Genomic DNA, 12,971 nt, shown 5'->3' on the forward strand with positions numbered 1-12,971 from the left:
CTGACAAATAAAAAATACTCAATCTTTATAAGCTTAATTTTCTTCTGAAAAGTAATGAAGAACGACGTTGAAAGCGGTCAGAATAATAAGAAAGCGCTGATTGCCCGTGCCAGAACTGTGGGGTGGCTTTTGTTTTTACTGGCCATAGCGGTTTTTGGTAAACTGATCCGCGTGCAGTATTATGACGAATTCAAAGGCAAGACCTGGGCAGAATATTCGGCAAAAAACGACCTGAAGATCGACACCATTCCGGCCATGCGCGGAAACATTTATTCTGTGGACGACCGCCTGCTGGCCACATCGCTGCCTTACTACTATGTGGGTTTGGATACGAAAGTGGCTGATTCGGCTTATTTCAGAAATAATATTGATGAGCTGTCGTCTTTACTCGCCAAAAGTTTTGGAGAACATACTGCGGCTGGTTATAAAAACAAGATCATGCGTTACCGCGTGAGTAAAAGCAAGCGCTATTTAAGGCTTAAATCTCGTCAGATCAGCCATTTGGATCGGGAGAAAATCAAGAAATGGCCATTCTTTGTAAAAAACAGAAAAGGCGGCGGAGGCAAGTTTGAAACGATTTACAGACGCTATAAGCCTTTCAGCCCCATGGCTGACCGGACCATTGGCGGGATCGATCCCAAAAGCGGACGTGGATACATTGGCCTCGAAGCCAGTTTTGACAAAAACCTGGAAGGAAAAGCGGGTATAGGATGGGTTGAAATGGTGGAAGGCGGCATGAAAATTCCTGTAGGCGATGCATTAAATGTGCAGCCGGAAGCTGGAAGAGACATTTATACCACGCTGGATATGAATTTTCAGGACCGGGCAGAAATTGCTTTGCGCAGAAAACTCATTGAAAGTAAAGCCAATTATGGCTGCGTGATCATTATGGAGGTGGCAACAGGCGAGATCCGAGCAATGGCCAATCTCACAAAACGCGGCGAAGGCAAATACGAAGAGGTTTTCAATTATGCCGTTGCGGGTGGCGCAGACCCTGGCTCAACATTCAAGCTGCCGACGATGATGGCGCTTTTGGAAGAAACAAAAATGAACCCCGACCAAATTACGGTGAATACAGGCGCAGGCTCGGTTCGCTTCCGCGGGACTTCTATCAACGATTCGAAAAGGGGCGGTCACGGTGTTTTAACGGCAACGCAGGTTTTCGAAAAGTCGTCCAACATTGGCGTGCATATGCTTATGCAGCGCTATTTTTTTTCAAAACCGGATACTTACCTGTCCTATTTAAAGAAATTCCACCTGACAACGCCGACGGGAATACATATGAAGGGTGAGAAGCCGCCTTACATCAAAGACCGCACATCCAAGCAGTGGAGCGCTTATTCCCTGACATTCATGTCTTACGGCTACGAAATGTCCATGACTCCTTTGCAAACGCTGGCGCTTTATAATGCTGTTGCGAATGATGGTTACTGGGTCAGGCCAATGATCGTGCGTGAGATCAGGAATGCGGAAGGTGTGGAAGATAAAATTCCACCGTATGTAGAAGACAAGCCGATCGCTTCGCCTGAAACGATCAAAAAAGTAAAGACAATGCTGGAAGGCGTTGTAAAAGCAGGCTCTGCCAAGAATATCAGTTCGGAACTTTACCAGATCGCCGGAAAAACCGGAACGGCACAGAAGCTGATCAACGGCATTTATACTCCCGGAAAATATTACACGTCATTTGCAGGCTATTTCCCTGCCGATAAGCCCAAATACAGCGCTATTGTGATCATTGATACGCCTCAGGGCTCGGGAGCCAATTATACATTGTACGCAGGAAGCGTTGCTGCGCCGGTTTTCAAAGAAGTTGCCGACCGGATTTACGCCTACGATGTTAGCATTCAAAAACCGATCAAAGACACATTGCCTGAAACTTCGAAAGACGTGAAATGGGCAGGAAGATCAGCTGATCTGAACATTATCAGCAAAGAACTTAAACTGACACCCGTTCCGGAAGGCAGCGAATATGCCGCTGCATCGCTTCTGAAAAAGGGAAAAACCAACTGGCAGTCACGCAATATGAGTTCAAGGGACGTGCCTGATTTACAGGGCATGGCCATGCGTGATGCGTTGTATATTTTGGAAAATAAAGGATTCAATGTCACATTTAAAGGTTCGGGCAAAGTGGTGGAGCAATCCCTGCCACCCGGAACCAGCGCTGCCGGCAACAAAACGATCCTATTAACATTACAGTAATTCCTTCATGGAGAGCACCCCAGAAAAAATTTTAAGCGATATCCTGATTGGAGTGGCCGGCGCTCATGTTACCGGCTCTGATATAGTAATAATTAAAAGCATCATTCTGGATTCCCGAAGGGTTATGCCGGGAAGCCTGTTCGTAGCGCTCAGGGGAACACAAACGGATGGGCATCAGTACATTGGCACGGCAACGGAGCTTGGAGCGACTGCTATTCTTTGTGAAGAACTTCCTGAAAAAATCAGTGACAATGTTACTTACATTCAGGTTCCGGATTCGGCGGAAGCGATGGGGCTTATTGCCGCTGCATTTTATGACCATCCTTCTCAAAAGATCACATTAGTAGGCGTAACCGGCACAAATGGTAAAACATCTGTCGCTACATTTCTCTTCCAGCTTTTCCGTGCACTCGGCTATCGCTGCGGCCTGATTTCGACGGTCCAGAACCAGATAGAGGATGAAGTTATCCCATCTACACACACGACCCCCGATGCTGTTGCGCTGAACCATTTGCTTGCTCAAATGCAGAGAAACAAATGCAGCCACGTTTTTATGGAGGTAAGCTCTCATGCTGTTGCACAACACAGAATTACCGGTTTGCACTTCGCAGGAGGTATTTTCACCAACATTACCCACGATCACCTCGACTTCCACAAGACATTCGATAATTATATCAAAGCAAAAAAAGGATTCTTCGACCAGCTGCCTAAAACTGCGTTTGCGCTCGTGAATGTCGACGATCGCCGCGGCGCGGTTATGGTCCAGAACACAAAAGCCAAGGTCGAAACATATTCTTTACAGACGCTTGCCAGTTTTAAAGGGAAAATTATTTCTGATACGCTGGCGGGCATGCATATGGAGGTTAATAATCAGGAAGTTTGGTTCCGGGTTATTGGCCGGTTTAATGCTTATAACTTGCTTTCCGTTTATGGAGCAGCGGTTCTTTTGGGTGAAAAACCAGAGTCGGTGCTGACCGAACTTTCCAACCTGAAAAGCCCTCCCGGACGTTTTGAGCAATTCCATTCTGCGGATAACATTGTGGGGATCGTCGATTATGCGCATACGCCGGATGCTTTGGAAAATGTGCTGGAAACCATCAATCATTTGCGGAGCGGCAATGAGAAAGTGATCACGGTTGTAGGCTGTGGCGGGAACCGGGATGCAGAAAAAAGGCCTAAAATGGCTGCTATTGCTTGTAAACTGAGCAACCGGGTTATCTTAACGTCGGATAATCCGCGCTACGAAGAGCCTATGGATATTCTGGAACAGATGAGAAAGGGCGTTCCGCCATTGGACTATAAAAAAACATCGGTAATTGAGGATCGTTACGAGGCAATTAACAGGGCTTTTGAAGAGGCGAATCCGGAAGACATTATTTTAATTGCCGGGAAAGGCCATGAAAATTATCAGGAAATCAAGGGTGTTAAGCATCATTTCGATGATAAGGAAGTTTTGCTGGAAGCTTTTGCCAAACGTTATTCCTGATATTGGCACCAAAAATCACAATTGCCTTTTTGCGTAGTCTTTGAAAAGAACCAACTTTGCAAAGTCATCCCCAATACATTATTCATGCTCTATTACTTATTCGATTATCTCGACAAGCACTTCAATATCCCGGGAGCGGGTGTTTTTCAATATATTTCATTCAGGGCGCTGGGAGCCACGGTTCTATCCCTTTTCATCGCTGCCACTTACGGAAAGACCATTATTAACTTCCTGAGAAAGAAGCAAATGGGCGAGACGATCCGGGATTTGGGATTAGCCGGGCAGATGGAAAAAGCAGGAACGCCAACCATGGGCGGGTTCATTATTTTGGCTTCACTGCTCATTCCCGTGCTGCTGTTCGCAAAACTGACTAACGTCTACATTGTCCTACTCATTATTACTGCGCTATGGACCGGAATGATCGGGTTTGTGGACGATTATTTGAAAAAATTCAAAAACAACAAAGACGGCTTGCATGGGCGGTTCAAGATTGTGGGGCAGGTTGGATTAGGCGTCATTGTAGGCCTTACGCTCTCTTTTAATGATAATGTAAGGATCAGGATTTACGAACAACCATTGCTGAGCTCCAATTTGGGCGAAATCCAGCGTTACCGCGACATTATTCACCCGACAGTAACGACAATCCCATTTATCAAGAACAACGAATTTGACTATAAAGCCCTACTATTCGGCTGGTTACCAGAAGAATACACCTGGGTTATTTACACAATCATCGCGATTTTCATCATCACGGCCGTTTCCAACGGAGCCAACATTACCGACGGAATCGACGGTTTAGCCGCAGGTGTTTCGGGGATCATTGCGCTTACGCTCGGCGTTCTGGCCTATTTGTCCGGAAATACGAAATTTTCGCAATATCTGAACATCATGTACATTCCGAATTCGGGGGAGCTGGTGATTTTTTGCGCCGCATTTATAGGTGCCTGCGTCGGGTTTCTCTGGTATAATGCTTATCCTGCCCAAGTTTTCATGGGCGACACCGGAAGTTTAATGTTGGGAGGAGTGATTGCTGTTATCGCATTAGCCATCCGCAAAGAATGGCTTATCCCTTTCATGTGCGGAATTTTCATAGCCGAAAACTTGTCCGTAATCGTCCAAGTCAGCTATTTCAAGTGGACCAAACGAAAATACGGCGAAGGCCGAAGGGTGCTATTAATGTCTCCCTTGCACCACCATTACCAGAAAAAAGGCATCCACGAATCGAAAATTGTAACCCGGTTCTGGATAGTTGGGATTATTCTGGCGATTTTGACGCTGGCGACTTTGAAGTTGCGGTAAGCTGTTGATCCCCTGTCAGCCTGAGCGGACCGCCGGGCGGTCGAAGGCGCGCTCACGACGGAGTAATTTGCTTATTCTGTCAGCCTGAGCGGAGCCGAAGGCGCGCTACTCCTGGGTAACGCGCCTTCGGCTCCGCTCAGGCTGACAAGGTCAGTTAACGTCCTACTGCCTCGCTATAACGTCTCGGATCATAGCCCTTTGCAAAGAGCGGATATTGGTCGAAGATCCTTCTTACAACGCTCCTGTAATGGTTATTGGAAGTTTCTACGCCTTTGAAAATTCCGGATGCGTAGCCTCTCCATACAACCTGGTCACTCTCGGCGTCGATCAGGGAAACGATAAGTGTTCCTTTATCCAATGCGTATTTAATCGGCTCATAACGGAAGCCGTCATTTTCTGTGTCGACCCAGTTTTTGATGACCGGTTGCATATAGCCCTGGTAACGCAGGTTGTCGTAGAAAATTCCGTAGTTAACAAGTAAGGTTGGTTTTTCAGCCGTTAGCTTGTAGCCGCGCACCTGCATCTGGCGACGGATGGCTTCGTAGATCTCTGTGCAGAGATTGTTGGTGTCGCGTTCACATTCCAGGAAAGTATAGGAAGAATAATCCTTGAAGTTGGTCTCGTAGCTGTAATCATGCTCCACAAAAACTTTCCGACCACTGGAACAGCCCGCTATAATGATGACTAGGAGTAAAGCGGCATAAGTAAAAATTGACCTTAGCATAAGCATTTAATTTGTCAGGTTTATGAAAATATGTATCAAGCATGTATTTATACAAATCCATCAAAACCAACAGCTTATGCCAGATATTTTTAATAACTATCCCAAATAATAAGCTATTGATTTACGCATTTCAGAAGCAGAAACCACTATATTAAACGCACATTGCCCTGCTCCTTTTAGCAATGAAAACCGTACTTCTTTTCCTTTATTTTTCTTGTCCTGACGGGTCAGGTTTATGATCTCTTCGATATCCTCCCGCTTAATGTCCACCTTGCCATAAGTAGCAAAAAGGAACTCTTCAATATTTGTAAGCGTCTGCTGGTCAATCATTTTTCGGGAAAAGGAAAGATAACTTTCCATGATCATTCCTACTGCAATCGCTTCCCCGTGATACAACCTCTGGTTCGCAGGTTTATTTAGAAAATAAGTCTCTACGGCATGCCCGAGCGTGTGTCCGAAATTCAATATTTTGCGCAAACCCTTCTCCGTAGGATCCTGATCTACAACCGATTGCTTGATCTTTACAGAATGTGCGATCAGATCTGTCCAGTTTTGTTCTTCAAAATCCTTTGACCTGATCTCTTCCCATTTCGCTGCATCTGCAATCAGGCAATGCTTGATAATTTCTGCAAACCCGGACCTGATTTCCCGTTCCGGTAAGGTTTTCAAAAAAACAGGGTCTATCAATACTTTTCGAGGCAGCGTAAAAACACCTAAGTGATTTTTAAAACCTTGAAAATCAACACCTAATTTACCTCCAACACTTGCATCGACCTGCGAAAGCAAAGTCGTCGGCACCTGTATAAAATCTATTCCACGCTTGTAAACTGCCGCACAAAAACCGCCCATATCCCCAATCACTCCGCCGCCCACATTGATCACCAAAGCATGCCTGTCCAAAGCTTCTTTTGTCATCGCATCCCATATTTTTTCACAGGTCGACAACAATTTATTCGATTCTCCGCTGGGCACACTTACAATGCTATGCGCTGGTAAAACCGCCTTAAAATATGGGTAACAATGCTTTTTTGTATTGTTATCCGCAATTACAAAAACCTTGGAATACTCAGACGAACTCAAAAATTCACTTAAACTTTCACTAATTGGGGCAATGACTACGGAATCGTTCATTCTACTATTTTGTGAGACAGCGCTCGTAACACATACGACGAATGCACCATAATGGATGCGTTGATATCCAGGTTTTTAGAAATAATATTCTGGAAATCTCATTTAAAGATATGAATTATTATGTTTATCAAATATGCAATGAGGTTCTGTATCCCAAGAAAATTTTTCCACACTCCACATTTTCACCTCAATTGCGCTTACAGCTGCCTGGTTTGCGTTTTATTTTGTAAAATTGTCGTCCGCTTAACCCCGGAATTGAAATATTAAGCCTTTAACTAATTATAATTTTTAACGAATGAGTACTCCGCTGATTTCAGGGATTCAACAGGTAGGAATTGGTGTTCAGAATGTGCCAGACGCATGGAAATGGTATCGTAAGATGCTTGGTTTTGATGTGCCCGTGTTTGATGAAAAGGCCGAGGCGCCGCTGATGACGCCTTATACGGGCGGAGAAGTGCATCAAAGACATGCCGTTTTGGCTATTAACCTGGCTGGTGGAGGCGGACTGGAAATCTGGTCATTTACGAGCAGAAAGTCGCAGCCTGCGAATTTCAAGATTGAAATCGGAGATCTCGGCATCAATGCCATTCGTTTTAAGGCGCCCGATGTTAAAAAAGCACACGAATGGTTAAAAAGCCAATCCAAAGAGACTGTGGCCCCATTGGTTTCGCTGCCGGAAGGACAGGGATTCTGGGCCAATGACCCTTATGGAAATACATTTCAGATTACAAGCGACGAAACGTGGTTTCAAAAAACCGAAAAACCGGTTGGCGGCGTATCAGGCGTTGTTGTGGGCGTTTCTGACATGGATCAATCGCTTGTTTTTTATAAAAATTTACTACAACCGCTGGAAGTCGTTTATGATGAAACGGGTGTTTTTGAAGACATTCCAGCATCGGTTAAAGGACAGCGTTTCAGAAGGGTGTTATTAAGAAAAAAGTTTACGCCGCATGGTGCATTCAGCCGTTTGCTGGGTAACGTTCAGATCGAACTTGTGCAGGCGCTGGACCGTACGCCTAAGAAAATCTTCGAAAACCGGTTCTGGGGTGACTGCGGATTTATCCATTTGTGCTTTGATACAATTGACATGGATACATTAAAATCCAAACTGCAATCACAAGGTTATCCATTCACTATTGACAGCGAAAGATCATTCGGTATGGAATCGGCTGCGGGTCGCTTCGCCTACCTGGAAGATCCGGACGGCACATTGATCGAGCTGGTGGAAACGCATAAATTGCCCATTTTGAAGAAAATAGGCTGGTTCCTGGACATTCAGAAGAGAAAACATCAAAAGCCTTTACCCGATTGGATGCTGAAATTGATGGGTTTGAGCCGGGTGAAAGATTGACCCACAAGCCATAGACTTTCCAGGTTTATAAACTTGGAAAGTCTAGTATCTGGCTGCAAACCAGGCTAGTAAAGGCAGTATGAAGAACAATGCCAGCCCCACAGCCCAGCCAAAAATCAACCCGGCGATCAGCGACAGTAAAACAACGATCGTGGGATATAAATACATTAGCAAGCCAAACAGGACCGAGTCATAAAACACAGACCTGGCGGTTAGCTTGGCAGTTTTTCTTTCAAAAAAATGATACAAAGGGCGATGAATTGCACGCCCGAACCAGCCGATAACTTTCTGAATCGCATTACCACCAGGTGGAAGCGGACAATCGCCAAATAGTGCATTTAAACGCTGTGTACGTTCCGCTTTTGAAATGTCAGCAGGGATACTCCATACTTCGGCACTCATTTTCCGCTCTAAAATCTCATTGAATTCGCGTAACCATCTTTCGTATTCCTGCGGGTCCGTTTTGATATCATGAATCAAAATAGCCTCTCCAAAGTGCAGTGAAACACGTTTTCCAGGCCCACGAAAGTGTTCGTAGTTAACGCCTGTTGGCACAACACCCATATTTTTAAGGGGAGCATCGCCATACCAAGTCTGATAAGCCATTCTCGCTGTGCCTTTTCCCAACGGACGCAAATTCCATTCGTTCACACAAACGCCCTCCGAAAAAATAATCACTGCTCCGCCGCCTTTCATGGCATCATAGCCTTCCTTGACGGTAATATCATGATTCTTGACATATTGACGACCTTCCGACCCTCTGAAAACCGGGATAAGCTTGATTTGCCGGAGCCAGAACGCTGCCGCTTTTTTCTTGAAAACATCGCCACGGGTAAGCGTGAAAATAGGCTGTGTCATGATTGAGCCAATTACGACAGCGTCAAAAAACGAGCCTGAATGATTGGAAGCTAGCAGCACTGGTCCTTTGTGCAGCTTCTCGAAGCCTTTTACACAGAGCTTTTTTAAATAAATCGGCAACGCTAGTCGAACCAGGAAACGGGAGAAGTAGAAGAACAAAATGTATATGGTAAAATTGACCTGCAAAATTATTCAAAGTTTCGATATATGCCTCGTGTCCGCTCCCCCGAAGTTGCTAACTTTGACATTGAATTGAGCTCTTAAAGAGCATAGCATCAACATTTTGCAATGCCCAAATAATAGAATAAATGCGTTTAAAAGATTATCCTGAAATTATCCGGAAGGCCTGGGCAGGGTTTGATAATTCGATTGGAGTTAAGTTTGTTGAAGATATAAGTGCCAAAGTGTCAACGAATCACGTCTTTCGTGTGACGCTTGATAACGACGATATTGTTGTTGCCAAACTGTCCTATTTTGGCAAATATGAGCATTTCAAAGAAGACCACAGGATCATTCAGGCGCTTGCCAATAATTTGCTCTACCCTTTTGAGAATGTGCTTGCCAGGTCGCTGGTAAAAAACAACCAGGTTTATACTTATCGCTATCAGGAAGATTTTGTAGATACATGGGTCGTTTTTTATAATCCGATCCGGGCGATGAACCGGCTGCCGAAACGACTTAATGATGAACAAATCAAGAAGTTAGGAAACGAGACAGCAAAATTTCATCTTGCTTGCCTGCGGGCGGGAAAATCCATTCCAAAATCTTCCAAGAACCTGCGCACGGACATTCAGCATTTGCTGGAAATTCTGGACACAGACACCGGGCAGTATGAGCATCGCGGCTATATTCAGCTGTTACGAAAGCAATGCGATATTTTCATGAAAAATATCCAACGCCTGAATGTCAGCTCGTTTGATAAAATGCCCGTTTTTGTCGATTGGAACATTGGCAATTTTTCGGTAACCGATGATTTGAAGCTCTATTCGAGATGGGATTACGACTGGTTCCGCGTTTCGTCCAGAATCATGGACTTTTACTTTTTCGCGAGGGTCTGTTCCAATGTAGGCGACCGGACGGTTTTTAGCTATCTGCTGGGGCCATTGATGGAGGACCGTTTTATGATTTTTTTGAAAGAATACCATCAGGTTTACCCACTGACGGTGAATGAAGTACGGTTTATGAAAGAAGCCTACCGGTTTTTCATTCTGAATTATGTGATTAAATATGGTAAATATTTCTTTCACAGGTCCTATTGCACGAAATTACAAAAGGAAGCATACGAACTTTATTTCCCTTCCATCGAAGGTTTTGACGAAGACAAGATCCTGAGAGCGCTTAATTTATAACCCGATTTTCCGCTCGCATTTTATTCACTCCTAAGACACCACCCATAATGATCCTTGACAATTTTAAGTCTGTAATCTCAAAATATGAAGTAATTTTCTTTGATGCTTTTGGTGTTCTTAAAACCTATAATGGCCTTATCCCGGGCATTGAGAACACATTTGCCTATCTTCGCGAAACGGGTAAGGACTTTTATGTAGTTACCAACGATGCATCGCGGAGCCCTGAACAGCTGGCAGAATCCTATGTTAAGCTGGGCATCGACGACGTTACGCCCGACCGTATCATTTCTTCGGGAATGTTGGCGAGAGAATATCTTGAATTAAAGGTGAGAAAAGGCGTGGTTGCCTATCTGGGAACGGATAACTCTGCACACTACATTGGCTCCACTGATCTTAAAACGCTGTCAATCAGAGAGCTGGATCTTAATGCAGTTCATGATGTTAATGCATTGGTTTTTCTGGACGATGAAGGTTTCGACTGGAATACGGATTTGACCAAAACATTAAATTTGCTTCGAAAACGCAACATTCCTGTGATTGTAGCCAACACGGACAAGACTTACCCTGCTTCAAAAAGCCGCTTATCTATTGCTGTTGGCGCGTTGGCGAAAATGATTGAGGACACCATTGGCCGGCAATTCATCCGCTTCGGAAAGCCTGATCCACAGATGTTTATTTTTGCTTACCAGCACATTAAAAACTATCCTAATGTCAATAAGCAGAACATTCTGATGGTGGGCGATACATTGCATACGGATATTTTGGGTGGTAATAAATTTGGTTTAGACACTGCCCTGGTGCTCACTGGCAATACGCAAGCGGAAGACGCCGAGGTCCGTATAAGGGCCACCGGAATTATCCCAACATACATTTGCGTTTCGGCTGTCGTTGAGTAACAAGTGGTTAGCAGTTTTTGGCAAGCATTATTGGATTAATGATTTCTTTTTCCGATTTCCTGCTATTTTTGCCAAAAACTAAACTACACACACATGCTTGCCAAAACTTACGGAAGTGCCGTTTACGGCGTGGATGCGACGATCACTACGATCGAAGTAAATGTGGCCCAGGGGATGGGCTTTTATATGGTCGGGCTGGCCGATAGTTCTGTAAAAGAAAGCCAGCAGCGCGTTGAAGCCTCGCTCAAATATTATGGCTACAAGATGCCGCGGCAAAAATTGGTGGTTAATCTCGCCCCGGCCGACATCCGCAAAGAAGGCTCTGCCTATGACCTGCCCATTGCGCTCTGCATTCTCCAGTCCTCGGAACAGCTAAATTGCCGGCACAATCTCGAAGACTACATTATTCTTGGAGAACTTTCACTGGATGGCATTTTAAGACCCATCAAAGGTGTCTTGCCGATTGCCATCGAAGCACGCAAGCAAGGTTATAAAGGGTTTATCCTACCGGCCGAAAATGCGCATGAGGCTGCAATTGTAAACAATGTTGACATCATTCCTGTGGAAACCCTCGCGGACGCCATTGCTTTTTTTGAAGGCAAATCCGATGTTCAGCCCATCGTTGTGGACACGCGTGATTTATTTTTCACATCGCAGAATGAGTACGATGCTGATTTTGAGCACGTTCAAGGACAAGAGAACATTAAGCGGGCGCTTGAAATTACCGCTGCTGGCGGCCACAATGCAATTATGATCGGCCCGCCGGGAGCCGGGAAAACAATGTTAGCGAAGCGTATCCCGAGCATTCTGCCGCCACTGAGCTTGCCCGAAGCTTTGGAAACAACAAAAATCCACTCCGTTGCCGGTAAGCTTGGAAAAAGCGCTACGCTGGTTTCCAGGCGGCCTTTCCGGGCACCGCACCATTCTATCAGCGACGTGGCGCTGGTTGGCGGCGGGAGCTTTCCGCAACCAGGAGAAATATCTCTTTCTCATAATGGCGTACTATTCCTGGATGAGCTGCCCGAGTTCAAACGCTCGGTGCTGGAAGTGATGCGACAACCATTGGAAGAACGGAAAGTAACTATTTCGAGAGCCAAAATGACGGTTGAGTTTCCAGCCAATTTCATGCTTATCGCCAGCATGAACCCTTGCCCCTGCGGCTACTACAATCACCCTGAGAAGCAATGTGTTTGCGGAACGGGCGTTGTTCAGAAATATCTCAACAAAATCAGCGGCCCGCTCCTGGACCGCATTGATCTACATGTAGAGGTTACCCCCGTTTCCTTCGACCAGATTGCCTCCACGCGCAAATCCGAGAGCAGCGAGCAGATCCGCGCCCGCGTGATCAAAGCCCGCGAAATGCAGACGGAGCGGTTCAGGAATAATAAGGAAATTTATTCCAATGCCATGATGTCGCCCGAAATGGTCAAGGAAATCTGCATTATCTCCGACCCCGGAAAAGCCCTCCTACGCACCGCCATGGAACGCCTAGGCCTCTCCGCCCGCGCCTACGACCGCATCCTAAAAGTCTCTCGCACCATTGCCGACCTCGCTGGCAGCGCTGACATTCAAGTGCAGCATCTTGCTGAGGCGATTCAGTATAGGAGTCTGGATCGGGAGAATTGGGCTGGGTAAGAGCTAAAAACGACTTTTATATACATTTTTGGATTTGAAAACA

10 protein-coding genes are annotated in these 12,971 nt (G+C 45.5%); 7 read left to right on the plus strand and 3 right to left on the minus strand.

Features of this window, described 5'->3' with window-relative positions:
• Positions 1-54: 54 nt before the first annotated feature.
• The 3 genes from LZG74_RS24610 (at position 55) to mraY (ending at position 4,984) form a co-directional block, all read left to right on the plus strand.
• Complete coding sequence (locus LZG74_RS24610; RefSeq protein WP_233799117.1) at positions 55-2,199, plus strand: penicillin-binding protein; 2,145 nt, start codon at positions 55-57, stop codon at positions 2,197-2,199.
• Positions 2,200-2,206: 7 nt separating this feature from the next.
• A complete protein-coding gene (locus LZG74_RS24615; RefSeq protein ID WP_233799118.1) occupies positions 2,207-3,685 on the plus strand; it encodes a UDP-N-acetylmuramoyl-L-alanyl-D-glutamate--2,6-diaminopimelate ligase in 1,479 nt (492 codons plus the stop codon).
• Between the two features lie 84 nt (positions 3,686-3,769).
• Positions 3,770-4,984: a phospho-N-acetylmuramoyl-pentapeptide-transferase gene (gene mraY, locus LZG74_RS24620; RefSeq protein ID WP_026631977.1), complete on the plus strand. Its 1,215-nt coding sequence runs from the start codon at positions 3,770-3,772 to the stop codon at positions 4,982-4,984.
• A gap of 154 nt (positions 4,985-5,138) precedes the next feature.
• Here the strand turns inward: mraY and LZG74_RS24625 are convergent, their stop codons facing one another.
• Positions 5,139-5,714: a DUF4136 domain-containing protein gene (locus tag LZG74_RS24625; RefSeq protein ID WP_026631976.1), complete on the minus strand. Its 576-nt coding sequence runs from the start codon at positions 5,712-5,714 to the stop codon at positions 5,139-5,141.
• A 90-nt stretch (positions 5,715-5,804) separates the two neighbouring features.
• Positions 5,805-6,839 carry a 3-dehydroquinate synthase gene (aroB, locus tag LZG74_RS24630; protein WP_233799119.1) on the minus strand — a complete coding sequence of 345 codons (1,035 nt, stop codon included), beginning with the start codon at positions 6,837-6,839 and terminating at the stop codon, positions 5,805-5,807.
• Between the two features lie 295 nt (positions 6,840-7,134).
• Here aroB and LZG74_RS24635 point away from each other — a divergent pair, with 295 nt between their 5' ends.
• Positions 7,135-8,190, plus strand: a complete 1,056-nt coding sequence (locus LZG74_RS24635; RefSeq protein WP_233799120.1) for a VOC family protein — start codon at positions 7,135-7,137, stop codon at positions 8,188-8,190.
• Positions 8,191-8,232: 42 nt separating this feature from the next.
• On the opposite strand, the gene LZG74_RS24640 is transcribed toward LZG74_RS24635, so the two are convergent.
• Positions 8,233-9,234: a 1-acyl-sn-glycerol-3-phosphate acyltransferase gene (locus LZG74_RS24640; RefSeq protein WP_233799121.1), complete on the minus strand. Its 1,002-nt coding sequence runs from the start codon at positions 9,232-9,234 to the stop codon at positions 8,233-8,235.
• 122 nt (positions 9,235-9,356) lie between these two features.
• On the opposite strand from LZG74_RS24640, the gene LZG74_RS24645 reads away from it, so the two are divergent.
• From LZG74_RS24645 to LZG74_RS24655, 3 genes are all read left to right on the plus strand, one after another.
• Positions 9,357-10,397 carry a hypothetical protein gene (locus LZG74_RS24645; protein ID WP_233799122.1) on the plus strand — a complete coding sequence of 347 codons (1,041 nt, stop codon included), beginning with the start codon at positions 9,357-9,359 and terminating at the stop codon, positions 10,395-10,397.
• 47 nt (positions 10,398-10,444) lie between these two features.
• On the plus strand, positions 10,445-11,293 hold the full coding sequence (locus tag LZG74_RS24650) for a TIGR01459 family HAD-type hydrolase (protein ID WP_233799123.1): 849 nt from the start codon (positions 10,445-10,447) through the stop codon (positions 11,291-11,293).
• 93 nt (positions 11,294-11,386) lie between these two features.
• A complete protein-coding gene (locus LZG74_RS24655) occupies positions 11,387-12,928 on the plus strand; it encodes a YifB family Mg chelatase-like AAA ATPase (RefSeq protein WP_233799124.1) in 1,542 nt (513 codons plus the stop codon).
• Positions 12,929-12,971: the final 43 nt, after the last annotated feature.

Source organism: Dyadobacter sp. CY327 (genome assembly GCF_021390415.1).
GTDB classification, from domain to species: Bacteria; Bacteroidota; Bacteroidia; order Cytophagales; family Spirosomataceae; genus Dyadobacter; species Dyadobacter chenhuakuii.

Excerpts from the sequence above, each read along its gene's own strand:
- LZG74_RS24635 (WP_233799120.1), top strand. The coding sequence starts at position 7,135 with ATGAGTACTCCGCTGATTTCAGGGATTCAACAGGTAGGAATTGGTGTT.
- LZG74_RS24625 (WP_026631976.1), bottom strand. The coding sequence starts at position 5,714 with ATGCTTATGCTAAGGTCAATTTTTACTTATGCCGCTTTACTCCTAGTC.
- LZG74_RS24655 (WP_233799124.1), top strand. The coding sequence starts at position 11,387 with ATGCTTGCCAAAACTTACGGAAGTGCCGTTTACGGCGTGGATGCGACG.
- aroB (WP_233799119.1), bottom strand. The coding sequence starts at position 6,839 with ATGAACGATTCCGTAGTCATTGCCCCAATTAGTGAAAGTTTAAGTGAA.
- LZG74_RS24610 (WP_233799117.1), top strand. The coding sequence starts at position 55 with ATGAAGAACGACGTTGAAAGCGGTCAGAATAATAAGAAAGCGCTGATT.
- mraY (WP_026631977.1), top strand. The coding sequence starts at position 3,770 with ATGCTCTATTACTTATTCGATTATCTCGACAAGCACTTCAATATCCCG.
- LZG74_RS24615 (WP_233799118.1), top strand. The coding sequence starts at position 2,207 with ATGGAGAGCACCCCAGAAAAAATTTTAAGCGATATCCTGATTGGAGTG.
- LZG74_RS24645 (WP_233799122.1), top strand. The coding sequence starts at position 9,357 with ATGCGTTTAAAAGATTATCCTGAAATTATCCGGAAGGCCTGGGCAGGG.
- LZG74_RS24650 (WP_233799123.1), top strand. The coding sequence starts at position 10,445 with ATGATCCTTGACAATTTTAAGTCTGTAATCTCAAAATATGAAGTAATT.